Raw genomic sequence first — 16,792 nt, forward strand, 5'->3', positions numbered from 1 at the left:
CAAATGCTATTTATATTTTAGTTTTTTATCTAATAATGAAATTATACTCTTAAACTATGCAATTATTCGATTGGATTGTACTTATAGGCACCTTACTTTTTATTGTGGTTTATGGCGCCTGGAAAACCAAGGGAAGTAAAAATGTGGAAGAATATATTCTCGGCGGCAACGAAACGCCCTGGTATACTGTGGGCCTATCGGTTATGGCGACGCAAGCCAGTGCGATAACCTTTCTGTCGACACCTGGACAGGCTTATCATGACGGAATGGGTTTTGTGCAGTTTTACTTTGGTTTACCTATTGCCATGGTGGTCATCTGTCTGACCTTTATCCCCATTTATCATAAATACAAAGTCTTTACGGCCTATGAATACCTGGAGAAAAGATTTGATTTGAAAACGCGTTCCCTCGCCGCCATTCTGTTCTTGTTCCAGAGAGGTTTGGGTACCGGCATTACCATTTATGCCCCCGCAATCATCTTATCGGCCATATTAGGATGGAATCTTAATTATATGACCATTGCCATAGGAGTTCTGGTTATCATCTATACCTTTTCAGGGGGGACAAAAGCGGTAAACGTGACCCAAAAACAGCAAATGTTCGTGATTATGTCAGGAATGTTGATCACTTTTTTTCTCATCCTTCACTTTCTGCCCAACGAAATGACATTTAGCAATGCTTTGCATATTGCTGGGGCAAACGACAAAATGAATATCGTCAATTTTTCCATTGATCCGGAAGAAAAATACACCATTTGGAGTGGGATAACGGGCGGTTTCTTTCTGGCACTCGCCTATTTCGGGACGGACCAGTCACAAGTGGGTCGCTATCTGTCCGGCAGATCGGTTCGTGAAAGCCAAATGGGTTTAATTATGAATGGGCTTTTAAAAGTACCTATGCAATTTTTTATCTTGTTGACTGGAGTTATGGTTTTTGTTTTTTTTCAATTCAATCCCGTACCTTTAAACTTTAATCCTAACAATAAAGTTACTGTCGATAATTCGCAATATAAAGATGAATATCATGCTTTAGAAAAGAAGTTGGATGCCCTCTCCGAAGATAAAAAAGTAATAAACCTGCTGTATATCGATCAGCTCAACCAAGATTACGATAATCCGATTCTGCGAAAGGAATTGGTTGGGCTGTCGGCAAAAGAAAAAGAATTGAGAGACCGTGCTAAAGAAATCATTCTAAAAGCGGATAGCAGCAGCGAAACGAATGATAAAGATTACGTCTTTTTCCATTTTATTTTAAATTACCTGCCCAAAGGACTTATCGGACTCTTGCTGGCCGTGATTATATCGGCAGCGATGTCTTCAACGGCTTCCGGTCTTAACGCTTTAGCCTCCACGACAGCCATCGACATTTACAAACGTAACCTGAAGGAGGAGAAATCAGAAAAGCACTATCTCAACGCGACAAAGTTTTTTACCTTGTTTTGGGGCGTTGTAGCCATTCTTTTTGCCAGTGTCGGTACCCTATTCGAAAACCTGATCCAACTGGTCAACATCGTCGGTTCAATTTTCTACGGAACGGTACTGGGAATTTTCTTAGTCGGATTTTACATCAAATTCGTCAAAGCCAAAGCCATCTTTTACAGTGCCCTGGTCAGCCAAATCACCATTTTCTTTATATACTACTATGCCATTTTTGTTTTCCCTGCCGGCGAAGCCAAGCTGGGTTATTTATGGCTAAACTTCATTGGGGCAATGCTTACGATCGTGCTGTCTTCCATACTTCAACTGTCTGTTTTCAGAAAAGAAAAAGCATAATATTTTATGACTATCGCCTAGATGAACTAATAATTATTTAGTTATGAATTTTCACTAATTCTGTAATAGTTAAAATATATTTTTACTTATTTTTTTAAACTAAAAGTGTTATTCCTAGTAGAAAATTAAACCTATGTACCATTAAAATTTCGCCATAAATTTCACTAATTAATTTGTAGAATCTAAAGCAAAATATTAAAGTGTATCGTTTGAATTCTAATTTAATACCAATGAAAAATCCCGTCTGACAGTACTTGTCGAGACGGGATTTTTTATAATAAATAAGACGTTTTTTTATTTACTCCATTCAGAAATACTATCTTTATTCATCTTAACATAATCATTATTACCAGCTGCTTCCGCTGCTTTAAGAGATAGTTTTGCAGTTTCAATAGCTCCTTTTTTATCTCCTTGTTTTGCCAGAATCAATGATCGTTGACGTAAAAAATAAAATGGTTTATCGGCACTTAATTCTAATGCTTTATCAATATAGGTTCTCGCAGTGTTAATATCTCCGTTAGATTGATAAAAATACTGAGCGGCTGAAAAATAATCTCCAGCTGCAGGACCAGCCAATACTTTTTCTATACTAGCAATTGCATTTTTTTGACTAGGTACTTCAAATTTTAAAGAAACACGAGAATTTTCCCAATACATTTCTAAGTAAGCGAAATTTGTATCTAACCCATTTATTCCAATTGTAAAACTCTCCACTGCTTTTGGTACAGCTTCTTCTTTTACAACGGTACGCAAGGCTACATTAGCTTCGTTAAATTCTTTTGGAGTCCCCCAATTGTCTGTCGCAGTATAAAAAATAACTTCCCAACTTTGAATATTTGGAATAGTATATAGAGCATATTTTCCTTTCTTCAATGTTTTACCATCGATGATCACGTCATCACTAAACGATATTGTAGTGTTTTCATTAGCTCCTGTTCTCCATAGCTCACCAAAGGGAACCAAGTTACCAAAAACCGCTCTACCTCGTGCAGATGGTCTCGAATAAACAATTTCTACATCAGTAAGACCTACAACTTGATCAATAGTTGTCTTCGGACTTGCCTGTGGTGTTTTAATTTGTGCCTCAAGTGTAAATTGAGTGATAATGATAGCTAAAGCAATTAGTATTTTTTTCATAAGATGGTGATTGTTTGTGATTTTCAAAATTACAAATTCAGATAGTGTTATATGTTAATTATTCCCTAATTTGGATTGAATAGATGCAACTTTTTCGAAATCTAATTCCGAAAAATGATTTATTATCACATCTGCTTCAGATAAATCTTGCATTTTAGAATGAATGCTATTGTATCCTATGCAATATATTCCGGCCGCTTTAGCCGCTTTTACACCGCTATTACTGTCTTCTATAATTATACAATTGTCTTTTGGAGCGATAGATAAAGAAGCGGCATGCACAAATATTGCTGGATCTGGCTTCGATTTTGGAAAGTCCTCGCCGCTCACAATATGAGTGAAGTAGTTATGCAACTTAAAGCGCCCAAAAACACGCTCAATAGTTACTTTTGAAGCAGATGAAGCTAAAATTAACTGCATTCCTTTAGCATGAAAATCCATGATTAGCTTTTCTACTCCTTCCAATAATTCTAAATCTTCTTTATTGTCGAAAGCATCATTGAAAATAGCTCTTTTTCTTTGAATCAAATCTTCAACATCGTGTTCTAAATTAAAAATGGCTTTTATTTTTTGAAAAACATTACGAGTCGAATTTCCCGTAAATGAAGTAAATTGCTCTTCAGTGACATTAATATTTAATTCGTTAAACTGCTGAAAATAAGCATAACGATGTACCGGTTCGGTATCTACAATTACGCCATCCATATCAAAAATTACGGTTTGTATCATTTGTTTGAGTTAGAGGTTTGGAAAATGAGAATAAATAGTGATTACTCTTTTTTTAATAAATAGCGAATCACGGTTTCAGCAGCGTATAGTCCAAATAATCCAGGCATATAGCTATTAGTTCCATAAAAAGATCTTTTAAAATTAGAACCATCAGTCATTTTTAAACTGGCGTCATCTTGAATTTCAGATGAAAAAACCACTTTTAATTTATCAATTTTGACTTCTTTTAAACGCCTGCGAATTGTTTTTGCCAAAAAACAGTTTACAGTTGTACTGATATCAGACACTTTCACTTTGGAAGCTTCCATTTTTCCTCCAGCACCCATACTACTTATAATCTTTACTCTTTTTCTTTTGGCTGCAATGATTAAATTCAATTTAGGAGTTATACTGTCGATACAATCTAAAACATAATCAAATTCTTCGCTCACAATTTCAAATGCGCGTTCTGGCGAAAGAAATTCTTGTACACGTGTCAATTTCAATTCTGGATTAATATCCATCAAACGATCTCCTACAATTTTAATCTTTGCCTCTCCTACGGTAGAATGCAGTGCTGGTAATTGCCTGTTTATATTAGTAATATCAACTACATCTCCATCTACGATTGTCATGGTGCCCACTCCTGCTCTAGCCAAAAACTCAGCTGCAAAAGATCCTACACCACCAAGACCTACAACTAATACATTAGCATTTTGTAGTTTATCTAATCCTTCTTTTTTAAATAAAAGCTCCGCTCTTTCTGTCCACTCTGCCATTGCTGTTTTTTTTGTTTAAAAGTTCTAAGAAACTTCTCCTTTTGAATATTTGCTATTTTAAATCAAGTCCGTTTTAAAAACGGCTTGAAAATTACTGCTTATTTGTTTTTGGATTTTCTCCAAATTTACGCCCTTATACTTAGCCGCAAGAGTATATACGACATCTATATTTTCTTCAACAGTATCCGTTTCTAAAAAAAATCGATTATTTGGAATACTCGTAAAAACCGATTCCAATTCTGGATTCCTTAATAAATATTTTCCAAACGAAATATAAAATCCATTATCTACTAGTTGTTTAGCCAATTGTTGCTTTTTAGAATAGCCATGAATAATCATTGGAACTGAAATATTAAGTCTCTTTTTAGTATCAATTACTTCTTGAAAAGCTGCTACACAATGAATAACAATAGGTTTATTGTATTTTTGTGCCAAAAGCAATTGCTTCTCAAAAACCATTTGTTGCAACTCCAATGGTATTTCTATTCTTTTGTCTAATCCGCATTCTCCAATGGCAAGACAATTCGTTTCTTGTAGTTTACTTTCTATAATTTCTAAATCTGCTTCTACACGATCCTCCACAATATACCAAGGGTGAATCCCAATAGAATAAAACGGAATCGAAGCGTCGAACTCCTGTGGATATTGATTCACTAATTCAAGTACATCAGCTTGATTAGTGCATTTATGAGTATGGAAATTAAAGAATTTCATTAATCATGGAATTTTTTAACGCCCGCTTTTATTTCGACATTCAAATCATTTTCTAATGGAACCTTAGGACAAGAATAGATATGATTGTAAGCACAATAGGGATTATACGACGTATTGAAATCAATAGCAATCGTGTTGTCTTTAGGTATTTTTAAATCAATATACTTCCCTCCTATGTAGCTTTCGTTTCCAGAAGTAAGGTCTGAAAAAGGCAAAAACAAATAATCTTTGTATTTTTTCTGTTTGGAAAGTTCAATATTACGGTACACATTAAGTTTCAAAGCTTTTCCGTCAAGGGTAAATTCTACTTCTCCATATTTCACATAGACTGGTTTTCTGTCTGTTGACGTTTTCATCTCAAATGGTTTCTCCTTAGCTGTTCTAGTAAACTTGGCTACAACAAAATATTTTTCGTTTATTGGATAAAAATCTAAGGTCTTGAAACTTGCTAAATCTCCTTTAGTTAAAGGACTTGTCTTAGCTGCTGCATATTCCCCATTAATTTCTTTTTGAAATTTCTCTGCAGAACTGATTTTAAATTTTTCTTGAGCAAAACCAAAACTTAACTGCACTAAAAAAAGCACTAATAAACTATTTTTCATCTTTTTCATTTTAGCAAAAATAGTTTAAAAGTTACAAAGGCACAAAGACTTAAACTTACAAAGTTTTTTATCTTTGCTGTCTACAACCAATTAAAATGTTCAAAACCGCTTTTAGTCGCTACATTAACAACTTCAAAGGATTTTCAAGAGAGATTTGGATTCTTACCATTATCACGTTTATAAACAGAGCGGGAACTATGGTACTTCCTTTCTTGTCTAAATATTTAAAGGAAGATTTACAATTTTCTTATGGTGAAGTGGGATGGATTATGGTCGCTTTTGGAATGGGATCTATGTTAGGTTCCTGGTTAGGTGGTAAACTTTCTGACAAAATAGGTTTCTACAAAGTAATGGTTTTTAGCTTATTCAGTAGTGGTGTTTTCTTTTTCATTCTACAATATATCACCACTTTTTGGGGGCTTTGCTTAGGGATGTTTAGTATTATGACTTTGGCTGATATGTTCAGACCTGCGATGTTTGTATCACTGGGTGCTTATGCAAAACCCGAAAACAGAACCCGTTCCTTAACCTTAGTTCGTTTAGCCGTGAATCTTGGTTTTGCCGCCGGACCAGCTTTAGGGGGATTAATAATTATGGGAATGGGCTATCAAGGACTTTTTTGGGTCGATGGAAGCTCTTGCATTGTAGCAATTTTGATTTTTGCTATACTGGTAAAGGAAAGGAAAAAAGTATCACAACAAGACCCACATGCTACTATACTAGAGGCAGCCTCAGTATTTAAAGATAAAATATTCTGGTTATTCCTTTACGTTAGTTTTGTAACTGCGATGATTTTCTTCCAGCTTTTTACCACTCTACCCCTTTATCACAGTGAGATGTTTGGTTTAAGCGAGTTTCAAACTGGGTTATTAATGACGTTAAACGGACTGTTGATTTTTGCGCTGGAAATGCCCATTGTCAGTTATTTTGAAAGAAAAAAAGTGGAAAAACTAAAAGTAATTCTTTGGGGTTCGCTTTTAATGTCCCTCAGCTTCTATACCTTATTAATCAATGTTTGGGCTGGAATTTTAATCATTAGTATGATTTTTATTTCTATTGGTGAAATACTAGCTTTTCCGTTTTCAAATGCATTTGCGTTAAGCAGAGCACCAAAAGGCCATGAAGGACGTTATATGGCATTGTATACCATGAGTTTTAGTTTAGCTCATATTGTAAGTTCAAAAGCGGGACTTGAAATAATTGCCCGATTGGGTTATCAAAGCAATTGGATGTTTATGGGAACCCTAGGTATATCAGCTACTCTTTGCTGTATCTGGTTACAAAAGTTACTGAAAACCGAAAATAGCCTCGCCTAAATATCTACCTCCACTTCCTTTTCTTTTTTCCCTTTTTTTATTCTTAGAAAGGTAATTTTTTGCGTCCAAAACCTCCTTTAACTTAAAAAATAGTTAAACAACTGCATTTATAGTTTAATAACTACAAAAATAGTTGTAAGTTTGAATTGCGTTAAGGATAGTAGGCGACATCCTCGTAGTCCTGACCTTTAGGGACAACGAGATACAGCCGAATAGCCTGACCCGTAGGGAAACGCCCAAATAAAAAATAAGCTATGCAAAAGTTAACAAACAAAGAAGAGGAGATCATGCACATTTTATGGAAGTTAGAAAAAGCTTTTGTAAAGGAAGTAATGGCTGAAATTATTGAAGATCAACCACATTACAACACGCTTTCGACCATCGTACGGAACTTAGAGGAGAAAGGATATGTTGCTCATAATGCCTTTGGAAATACGCATCAATACTATCCTATAGTAAGTATTGAGGACTATAGAAAACGTTTTATGACTACTGCAATTGATAATTATTTTAATAGCTCCTACAAAAACATGGTGTCCTTTTTTGCAAAAGAAGAGAAAATTTCTGCTGCCGAATTACGCGAAATTTTAGCTATGATTGAAAATCCAAAAGCAGAAAATGATTTGTAGCAAAGCACTTTCATTAAAAAATTAAATTATGGAAACACTCTATATTTATCTTATCAAATCCAGTGGATTAGTTGCGTTATTTTTCCTAGCCTATTATTTTATGTTGCGAAAAGAAACTTTTTTCACTAGTAACCGTTGGTTTCTTTTAGTTGGCCTACTTACCGCAGTGCTTTTGCCTTTATTGGTTTTTACACAAACAATTATGGTAGAAACAACGCCAAGTACGATAGACTGGTCCAACATTCCTATATCTACAACTGTAGAAGAGGATCATACTGAAGAGTATTTAGCTTTGACTTTAATGGGCATCTATTGCGCGGCAGTTATAGGTTTATTGGCCAAATTTGGTTTTGATTTTTATAGTTTAAGAATTGTATTAAAAGGGAAAGTAGTTCACAAACAAGGGGACTTTAAATTTATTGACGTCAAAGAAAATATGGCGCCCTTTTCTTTCTTTAGTACTATTGTTTACAATTCAGCTTTATACAGTCCTACTGAACTTGAGAGTATTATAGAACATGAAAAAGTACACAGTGAACAGCATCACACCATAGACGTATTGATTTCGCGTGTTTTTTGTATTGTTTTTTGGTTTAATCCAATCGTTTGGCTTTACAAAAAAGCAATATTGCAAAATCTAGAATTCATTGCAGACAGCGCAGCTTCTAAAAAAATAGTAGATAAAAAAGCCTATCAAATCACGCTTTTAAAAATAACAACGCAAGAGAATTGCCTTGCCATCACTAATCATTTTTATCAATCATTAATCAAAAAACGAATCGTTATGTTGAACAAAATCCAATCGAACAAAAGAAATTCCTGGAAATATGCAATTGTAGTTCCTGCATTAATTGCCTTTGTAATGTTATTCCAAATTAAAGTTATCGCTCAGGAAAAGGAAAGTGAATTTACAATCAAAAGTGGTATAACAAAGTTAGCACTGAACGTCACTTCTACATCTAGTGAAAAAGAACTAAATGCAGAAAAAGATTTTTTCAAAAAAACATTTGATCTTGATTTAAAATTTTCCAACATAAAATTAGATAAAAACAACGAAATCATCGCCATTAAAGTTGTTTTAGAGAACAACGATGGTATTAAAAAGGTACACTCCGTAAAAGGAAATACCCCAATTAAACCCTTTGCTATTTTTGTAGAAAAAGATGCTGAAAATAAATTAAGTTTTGGTTTTAGGGCTAATGTAAAAGACAATGCTCATTTAAAGAATCACTTTGATCTTTTGCAAGCAAAAGAAGGTAAACTTGCTGTTGAAAAAGACACTGACTTTTGGAGCATTAACAATTTTAATAAGGATGGTTCCAACTATTTAATAATAATAAATGGTACTAAGCAAACAGATAGTGAAATTATCAAAATCCCTATTAAAGAAGATATTTTATCCCAAGTTATTCTAGAATCCAAAGAAGCTATAGAAAAATATGGTTCAGAGGGAAAAAATGGCGCCATAGAAATCACTACTGGACAAAAAAAGGAGACTACTACTAAAAAATCTAAGGGTATTCCAGACGAAACTAAAGTTTATATTGATGGCAAAAAAAGGAGTAAAAAAGAGTTAGATGAATTGGATCCTAATTTAAATGAAAGTATGGACGTCAGTAAAAATGGAACGGAACAAAAAATTAAAATAATTACTAAAAATTATAATAATATTTCTGATAGCTCACAATTGATGATAGGCGGAGTTAATATGACCGAATTAAACTTAGAAAAAATTGATCCCAAAAACATCAATAACCTGCAAACTAATAAAACAACTAGAACTATTAAAATAATTGCCAAGCAAAAAAACGGAATTCCCTATGAAACTGAAATTTATATCGATGGCATAAAATCTGACAAGGCGGAATTAGACAAAATAGATCCAGGCATAATTGAAAGAATGGATGTAGATAAAACCAGCACCGGTGAAAAAATAATTAAAGTAACCACTAAAAAAGAAAAATAGTAACTCAATAAATGTAAAAAAGACGGTCTGACGCTAGACCGTCTTTTTTTATACCTTTACACCAAATAAAAAACTTATGTTCAAAATCTTAGCTCAAATCAATAAAATACTGTTACCGAGTTTCAGCAAACAGCGAATGGATTTAGCCAAAGCCAAAAAATGGCAAATGGCAATCATTGGTTACCGCTACTATGTTACTACTCGAGCTTTAGGTTAATACGTTATTGCCGCAAAAATATCATATCCTTTAATTTGGTCCCTTCCGTTGAGGAAACTAAGCTCCATCAAGAAATTAAACTGAACGATTTCACCGCCTAATTGCTCCACCAATTCGCAAACTGCTTTGGCCGTACCTCCTGTAGCGAGAACATCGTCATGAATAAGCACTCTATCGCCTTTACAGATAGCATCAGTATGAATCTCTAAAGTATCCGAACCATATTCTAGTTCGTAAGAAGCCGAAATAGTGTTATAAGGTAACTTATTAGGTTTTCGTACAGGAACGAAGCCCACGTTCAATTCTTGGGCGATTAGCATCCCAAAGAAAAAGCCACGACTCTCTACCCCGATGACTTTGTCTATTTTTTTATCTTTTAGCGATGAAACCAAAATTTCCAGGCATTCTTTTCTCGCTTTTGGATTAATTAACAAGGGAGTAATGTCTTTAAACAAAATTCCTTCTTTTGGAAATCCCTGAATATCACGTATATAATTTACTAATTGCATTTTTTTTTATTTTTATATTAAATTACACTTGCAATTTACACATTTATCCTTATATTTGCACCCGCAAACACGTTGTCACAACGTTTATGAAAATAAAGGTTTGCAAACAAAAAGGCCTTGTGGCGCAACTGAATAGCGCACTTGATTACGGCTCAAGAGGTTACTGGTTTGAATCCAGTCAAGGTCACAAAACCCCAACAGATGTTGGGGTTTTTTTATGCGTTTTACCGAAAATTGCAAAGCTACAATCACATCACATCGATAATTTTTGATTTACTTTTGTTTTATGGACTCTTTTACTCAAATAGCTTTAGGAATTGCCGTCGCTGAAATATGTGCTGGCAAAAAACTTAAAAACAAAACATTTTTATACGGTTCTATTTTAGGTACAATCCCCGACTTAGATGTTGTAGTTGGTCTATTTTTAGATCCTGTAAATGCAGTCCTTATTCACCGAGGTATCAGTCATTCGCTTTTCCTCTTTTTATTCCTCTCTCCTATTTTAGGGTGGATTATTTCAAAAATAGAAAAAAACAAGATTAATTTCCTCCAAGCCTCAAATATGGCTTTTTGGTGTTTGTTAACTCATGTATTATTAGATATGTTTACCTCTTGGGGAACACAAATTTTATGGCCTTTAGACTATCGGTTTGCACTAAAAACTATCTTTGTAGTAGATCCACTCTACACTATTCCGCTTGTCATTGCTTTGATAATGGTATGGAAAACAAAAGATACTGTACTTCGCAAAAAATACATAACCAAAGGCCTATTCATTAGTAGTTTCTATCTGCTTTTATCTTGTTTTATAAAACTGTATGCTTTAAGCCAATTTGAAAAAGCATTAAATAGACAAGGAATCCAATATTCTGAGATTATTGTTAAACCCACCGCTTTCAATACCATTTTATGGAATGCTAACGTAGCGAAACCAGATAGTTATTTATTGGCCGACTATTCCCTATTTGATAGCCAACCGATTACTTTTACTGCTTACAACAAGAACAAAGCTTTAGAATCGAAGTTAAATGGGAATTCAGATTTTAAAAAACTAAAGAAAGCTAGTGAAGGATGGTATATCATCTCTCAAAAAAATAAATTTTTATACTTCAATGATTTACGCTTCGGACTGTTAAATGATAACCCTGAAAACCCTCAATTTGCATTTAGCTATAAATTTATTGCAACAGAATCTGAATTAAAAGCAATTGAAGTTCCAAAAAGCAAAAGGGACGGAAAGCGATTGCTTATAAAAATAGCAAACCGAATAAAAGGAAACTAGGGGGTCTTGTAATTCTTTTTTTTTTAAAATTAATAACTCGTCAACTGGGCTATCACAATTATTCTGGTATTTCTTGTCCTCTAGTTAAGGTACCAAAAGCGCAGTAGATGTTGGTGTGTTTTTTTTATGGATTTTACTCAAGGAGCTCCTCTTTTTATCAGGAAATTAAAATAAGATATACCTAAAAAAAATCAAAAATGGCACATACTTCCAACACGTCATTTTCTATACCACTACCTCATTAAATCCAATACCACAATATCACTAAAAATGGGTATCGTGAAATCCCATTAAACCATCGTTCATTTATATAAATTTAGGTTTGAATACTTTATGCCGAAGATTTACTAACTTACATGCTCTATCCACGAGAAATTGAAAATGACTGCTTCGACCATTATGATTTGACCAAAGATTGCGTATGGTCATTTTACAGGTTATTGGAGTGGTGAAGACCCCGTATTTGTATTTTCAAAGTTATTGTAGCATATAGACAAAAAAACAAGAATGACAATTCAGTCGAATTACAAGAATAATAGTAGTAATTAATTTATATAACCGTTTTAAAATGATACATCTGCAGACTATCATATTTCTATTTTCTACATTCTTATTTGGATGTACAAGCGGCCCTGAAAAGCCTCAAATAGATATTGAATTAACAAGAACCAAAGCAGAACAGGCTCTTGCCTTTTGTAATACTCAAAACTTCAATACAGATTTCTGTATATTAATTGACATGAGCTTACACTCTGGAATTAAAAGGTTTTTCGTTTGGGATTTTAAAAACAAAAAAATCAAAAATAGTTTTTTAGTTAGTCATGGATGTTGCGATAATTCTTGGGGTAATGACGCTTCAAAAGATAAACCAAAATTTAGTAACACTAATGGTAGTCATTGCACTTCTCTTGGAAAATATAAAATTGGAGAGAGAGGGTACAGTAGTTGGGGTGTGAAGATAAAATATGTTTTGCATGGATTAGAACCAACAAACAGCAATGCTTTTAAACGCTTTATAGTGTTTCACTCATGGAATGCTGTTTCTAATGAAGAAGTTTATCCAAATGGAACACCTCAAAGTTGGGGTTGTCCGACAATTTCTAATAATAGCTTCAAGATAATTGACCCAGTACTAAAATCAAGTTCTAAACCAGTTCTTATGTGGATTTATAAATAGGGAACAGTAATGATAACCATTCTTCCTGTAATATATAATTTTTTAAAAAACAGCACTATGAAATGGATACATCCTTTATTTTTCAAAATCAAATATAGCTGGAAACGTTTGTACAGAATTTTAAATGTAAAAAAACGCTCTGAATTTGTCTAGAAGGACCTCATCAAGTATCATAAATATCTTGATTTTGGTCAATTTGATATTGACAAACACATCGGAATTTCTAAGGAAATATTGAAAATTAAGGGTAAAACGCCAGAAGAAATCTTTGGAAAACCAGATGACCTAAAACTGAAGTCTTGTATGACATTATTCAGTTTATTGGCTAATACGAACCATGTATTTAATCAGGTTTTGGTTAAATACTTCCATGGTGTACAAGACGCAAAAACAATTGAATTGCTTCACAGGGAGCAGTAGCTTTTTAGCCCCGAAAAGAAAGCTCCATAATCGGTACCACCGGAACCAATCCGCAAAATCATCAACACAAAACCTTCTAAACAGCAAACTCAATTCTAACTTTAAATCCTTTTTGAATCGCATTGTCAAAAGTAAGCGTTCCTCCTATGGCATTTATTCGGTTTTCTACGTTCAGTAGTCCACTCTTTAAGTTTATTTGCTCTATTTGTACTCCAATACCATTATCTGCGTATTCTATCATGATATTCTTCTCCATCTTTTTGAAAGTAATCACGACTAAACTGCATTGGCTGTGCTTCTTCATATTAACCAGCAATTCCTGAAGGATACGATAAACTGTAATCTTCTTGTTCGTTTCTAAAATTGTATTCTGCAATACATCTATACCGTTGACTATTATATTCACCTCATCATTACTGTAATTGGACATCATATCCCTCAGACTTGGTACAAAATCAGTTCCCGTATGAATCGCACTATTTTCTTTAGAAATATTTCGCGTTCTAGAATAGATATTATCCAGACCCTTAAGTAGCGTTTCTTTGTTGTTTTTAGTCGTTAAATCCTGCGTTTCTGCAAAAGTCATGGCATGATACACGTCATTTGCCAACTCATCGTGAAGTTTTTTGGAAATTCGAGTCTCGGTATCATAAGACACTCTGACCTTTTCTTTTTTGCTTTTATTATTTAAAAAATTAATGATTAAAGCAGTAATCCCTAGTAAAAACAATATTACAAAATACATTAAAAGTGTACTATTTTTCTCTTTTTCCAATAGTAGCGTAGTTTCTGCCTTTTGAGTGGATAGTTTTTGGTTTTGCTCTTTTTGGTTGCTAAAATCGTATCTGATATTAGCAAACTGATTCTTGTTTCTTTGTCGCACTTCAGAAATACTGTCATTTAATCTAAAATGAACCGTTGAAAAAGCTCTCGATTCATTTTCGGAACTGCTATTAACTAATATTTGAAGCGCATCGAGTCGTTCATCGATACTCTTCATTTTTGATGCATTTTTATACGCTTTTAGCGCGTATTGTTTAGCCAGTAAATTGTCCTCTTTTGACTTGTAATAGTTTGCTAATTGAATGTAACTTCCAATTAAACCGTATTCATCGTTTTGATCTTCTCTAATCGCTAATGCTTTAAGAAAATAACCAACTGCTCTGGAATCATTGACTTTAAAGTAAGCCAAACCTAAATTATTTAATATTTTAGATTTGATTTTTTCACTAACTACTTCGCTTTTTGCCTGTTCCAATTTTGATAATAATATAATCGCTTTTTGATATTCTTTATCTAAAATAAACACAGATGCGATATTATTATCAATAATTATTCTGGTAGACTCATCCTCAGCATATTGTCTTGCTTTTTTATAATAACCTAAAGATTTTTTATAATCATAAGTTTCTTTTAAAGAAATCCCCAGATTATTGTATGCACAGCTAAAATTGTAATTTCTGTTCGTTTGGTTAATAAAACTTAATACTTCTGTATTCACAGCTTCCATATCGTAATAATCGTCTTTATTTTTTAAAATACTAGACATCATCAACAAGGAATAAACAACGAGACTGCTGTCTTTTTTATATTCGAATTGTATTTTGGACTTATTGAAATAACTGAAAGCAATACTATCTTGTTGCTTAGCAGAATAGTAATCCGCAAGATTAAGAAAAGAATGCCCCATATAAAGAGTGTCTTTTTTTTGCGTCGCTACTTGCTCAAATTCTTTTAAAAAAGGAAGAGCAATGTCTGGGTTGTACTGGTTCAGCAACTCCCCTTTTCTATTCATAGTCTTAAAGATAACAGAATCTATATTTACCTTTTTAGCCAGCTGATAAGACTTATCTATGTAAGCCATTTTTTTTTCTGTTGAAATAGAGTCTGATTTACTCAGTTCTAAAAAGCTGTTTATAGTATCTATAGTCGCTTCGTCTTGCTGTGATGGTACACTTTTGTTTTTAGTGCACGATAGCATAAATACACAAAAAACAAGGATATAAAAAGGGGAATAAAAACTGTTAAATTTCATTCCCCGAATGTAGCAAAATAATAGTAACTTACTAAAAAACCACTTCTTAATTTTTATGATTTTGAATGGTATTATGCAATCATCAACACCTTAACTATTTAAATGGGATGTTGCTGTTTTAACGTCAGGCTGTCAACTCAATTTAAGTAGTACTATCAGTACGCGTTAAAATCATACAAACAATCACCTTAATATCACACAGTGAAGCAAATGCGGATAATCCGTTCCAAGCGATGGGACTTTCACGAGATAAAATAATTCATTTTTTTATTTTTATTATTTTTACTATCACCTGAAACAAAAAGTATATCTTTCTAGTGCTCAACAAGAATTTACCCAAGAGCGATAGGTACTGATCCCTAACTTCGTCAGTACTTTCAACAATTAAAAACATAACGTCGTAATTTGTCGTTGTATCCGCTTATTTTTACAAAATAAATAATACGTTGCCCCTTTTGAATAAATTAAACATAATTTCAAAATCAAAACATACAATAATTCTAATTCACATAAACTATGACTATTTTATATTTACACGGACTCGAAAGCAAACTTAGTCTAGCAAAACGATCCATTTTAGAACGTTTTGGAGCCGTCATTGCACCTGATCTTGATTACCATAACAACCCAAATGTTTTTGATATACTTATAAAAATGAGTGAGACGCATACCTTTGATGTGGTTCTTGGTAGCAGTATGGGCGGTTTTATGGGCTACTATTTCGCTAATACAATTAACCGCCCTGCCCTACTTTTTAATCCGGCTTTACCACATCGACCCGTTCCCCAAAATATTCCGGCAATAGATCCTGTAAATACCTCATCACTTTTGCATTTTGCATTAGGAGGACAAGATGACGTCATCAAAGCCAACGATAATCTAAAATGGCTTGCTGAAAACAGACTCTCTAATACAGATATAAAAATTTCAATCCACAACCAAATGGGACATCCAATTCCAGTGCGTATTTTAGAAATAGAAGTAACTGAATTCTTCCGTCAATTAGAATTTTTGAAATAAAACTGTTTTTTTTCACGGTGGCATTACTTGCTATTATCAATATCTTGCTTTGCAGCGAAAAAAAAATGATGCTAAATAAATAACCAACAGATTAAAGACAGATTATGAAAGAACTACGAATTATGTTGACTGATGATCAGCATGAAAAATTGATGAATAAACTAAGTAACGAGGGACAAAAAAATATGGAACATTCCACCCTTTCTGGTTTTTCGATAACCTTAAAAGAAGCCTTTCCGGGTATGTCCTGGTTAACGGTTGACATGAATGGCGAACTGGATTTGGGTGACGTAAATTGGGAAATAAAATAATCAACGCAGCTTATGATTCGGTATCCACACGAAGAATAAATTAGAGTTAAATCCAAAATAAAAATTAATACATTGGGTGAAGGAATCGAAATTAGAGGAAAATCAGAGGTATGTTGCTCGTGATTAAGAGCTAGGAATCCATGTTGTACAAAAAACAATTGGATTACTTATTTTTGAACAATTAGAAATCACTAACGA

Annotated in this window: 17 protein-coding genes and 1 tRNA gene; 11 read left to right on the forward strand and 7 right to left on the reverse strand. The window is 33.5% G+C overall.

The genetic code is table 11. The annotated features are described in order from the left end of the window. Positions 1-56 precede the first annotated feature (56 nt). Entirely contained in the window at positions 57-1,772 is a 1,716-nt protein-coding gene (locus QO182_RS15120; protein ID WP_371562520.1) for a sodium:solute symporter, read from the forward strand. 294 nt (positions 1,773-2,066) lie between these two features. On the opposite strand, the gene QO182_RS15125 is transcribed toward QO182_RS15120, so the two are convergent. Genes QO182_RS15125 through QO182_RS15145 form a run of 5 tightly spaced genes read right to left on the reverse strand, consistent with a single transcriptional unit; the run spans position 2,067 to position 5,712 of the window. Then, on the reverse strand, positions 2,067-2,909 hold the full coding sequence (locus QO182_RS15125; protein WP_371540393.1) for a DUF2911 domain-containing protein: 843 nt from the start codon (positions 2,907-2,909) through the stop codon (positions 2,067-2,069). A 54-nt stretch (positions 2,910-2,963) separates the two neighbouring features. Then, positions 2,964-3,638, reverse strand: a complete 675-nt coding sequence (locus tag QO182_RS15130; RefSeq protein ID WP_371540390.1) for an HAD family hydrolase — start codon at positions 3,636-3,638, stop codon at positions 2,964-2,966. A gap of 41 nt (positions 3,639-3,679) precedes the next feature. Continuing rightward, positions 3,680-4,396 carry a ThiF family adenylyltransferase gene (locus QO182_RS15135; RefSeq protein ID WP_371540386.1) on the reverse strand — a complete coding sequence of 239 codons (717 nt, stop codon included), beginning with the start codon at positions 4,394-4,396 and terminating at the stop codon, positions 3,680-3,682. 57 nt (positions 4,397-4,453) lie between these two features. Next, on the reverse strand, positions 4,454-5,110 hold the full coding sequence (locus tag QO182_RS15140) for a TatD family hydrolase (RefSeq protein WP_371540383.1): 657 nt from the start codon (positions 5,108-5,110) through the stop codon (positions 4,454-4,456). Next, positions 5,110-5,712, reverse strand: coding sequence for a DUF1684 domain-containing protein (locus QO182_RS15145; RefSeq protein WP_371562521.1), 603 nt, complete (start codon positions 5,710-5,712; stop codon positions 5,110-5,112). Before QO182_RS15145 ends, QO182_RS15140 begins: the two co-directional genes overlap by 1 nt. A gap of 95 nt (positions 5,713-5,807) precedes the next feature. Between QO182_RS15145 and QO182_RS15150 the strand changes: the two genes are divergently transcribed. From QO182_RS15150 to QO182_RS15165, 4 genes are all read left to right on the forward strand, one after another. After that, entirely contained in the window at positions 5,808-7,028 is a 1,221-nt protein-coding gene (locus QO182_RS15150; RefSeq protein ID WP_371562524.1) for an MDR family MFS transporter, read from the forward strand. Positions 7,029-7,282: 254 nt separating this feature from the next. Next, the gene (locus QO182_RS15155) at positions 7,283-7,657 is read left to right on the forward strand and encodes a BlaI/MecI/CopY family transcriptional regulator (protein ID WP_371562526.1); all 375 of its coding nucleotides are present in this window, start codon (positions 7,283-7,285) and stop codon (positions 7,655-7,657) included. A 28-nt stretch (positions 7,658-7,685) separates the two neighbouring features. Further along, positions 7,686-9,623 carry a M56 family metallopeptidase gene (locus tag QO182_RS15160; protein ID WP_371562529.1) on the forward strand — a complete coding sequence of 646 codons (1,938 nt, stop codon included), beginning with the start codon at positions 7,686-7,688 and terminating at the stop codon, positions 9,621-9,623. A gap of 76 nt (positions 9,624-9,699) precedes the next feature. After that, the gene (locus QO182_RS15165; RefSeq protein ID WP_371540371.1) at positions 9,700-9,840 is read left to right on the forward strand and encodes an SsrA-binding protein; all 141 of its coding nucleotides are present in this window, start codon (positions 9,700-9,702) and stop codon (positions 9,838-9,840) included. Here the strand turns inward: QO182_RS15165 and QO182_RS15170 are convergent. Beyond that, on the reverse strand, positions 9,837-10,349 hold the full coding sequence (locus tag QO182_RS15170) for an adenine phosphoribosyltransferase (RefSeq protein ID WP_371562532.1): 513 nt from the start codon (positions 10,347-10,349) through the stop codon (positions 9,837-9,839). The two genes, QO182_RS15165 and QO182_RS15170, sit on opposite strands and share 4 nt — an antisense overlap. 113 nt (positions 10,350-10,462) lie before the next feature. Between QO182_RS15170 and QO182_RS15175 the strand changes: the two genes are divergently transcribed. The 4 genes from QO182_RS15175 (at position 10,463) to QO182_RS15190 (ending at position 13,228) form a co-directional block, all read left to right on the forward strand. Beyond that, positions 10,463-10,536, forward strand: a tRNA-Arg gene (locus tag QO182_RS15175). 99 nt (positions 10,537-10,635) lie between these two features. Continuing rightward, complete coding sequence (locus tag QO182_RS15180) at positions 10,636-11,631, forward strand: metal-dependent hydrolase (RefSeq protein ID WP_371562534.1); 996 nt, start codon at positions 10,636-10,638, stop codon at positions 11,629-11,631. Positions 11,632-12,199: 568 nt separating this feature from the next. After that, positions 12,200-12,808, forward strand: a complete 609-nt coding sequence (locus QO182_RS15185) for a murein L,D-transpeptidase catalytic domain-containing protein (protein ID WP_371540360.1) — start codon at positions 12,200-12,202, stop codon at positions 12,806-12,808. Positions 12,809-13,027: 219 nt separating this feature from the next. Then, positions 13,028-13,228 carry a DUF1810 family protein gene (locus QO182_RS15190; protein ID WP_371562599.1) on the forward strand — a complete coding sequence of 67 codons (201 nt, stop codon included), beginning with the start codon at positions 13,028-13,030 and terminating at the stop codon, positions 13,226-13,228. 76 nt (positions 13,229-13,304) lie between these two features. On the opposite strand, the gene QO182_RS15195 is transcribed toward QO182_RS15190, so the two are convergent. Then, the gene (locus QO182_RS15195) at positions 13,305-15,263 is read right to left on the reverse strand and encodes an ATP-binding protein (RefSeq protein WP_371562537.1); all 1,959 of its coding nucleotides are present in this window, start codon (positions 15,261-15,263) and stop codon (positions 13,305-13,307) included. Between the two features lie 516 nt (positions 15,264-15,779). On the opposite strand from QO182_RS15195, the gene QO182_RS15200 reads away from it, so the two are divergent. Further along, positions 15,780-16,283, forward strand: coding sequence for a YqiA/YcfP family alpha/beta fold hydrolase (locus tag QO182_RS15200; RefSeq protein ID WP_371540355.1), 504 nt, complete (start codon positions 15,780-15,782; stop codon positions 16,281-16,283). Between the two features lie 104 nt (positions 16,284-16,387). Beyond that, positions 16,388-16,594 (forward strand): hypothetical protein, encoded by a 207-nt coding sequence (locus QO182_RS15205; RefSeq protein ID WP_371540352.1) that lies wholly within the window; start codon positions 16,388-16,390, stop codon positions 16,592-16,594. Positions 16,595-16,792: the final 198 nt, after the last annotated feature.

The organism is Flavobacterium sp. Arc2, from assembly GCF_041431385.1.
GTDB lineage: Bacteria > Bacteroidota > Bacteroidia > Flavobacteriales > Flavobacteriaceae > Flavobacterium.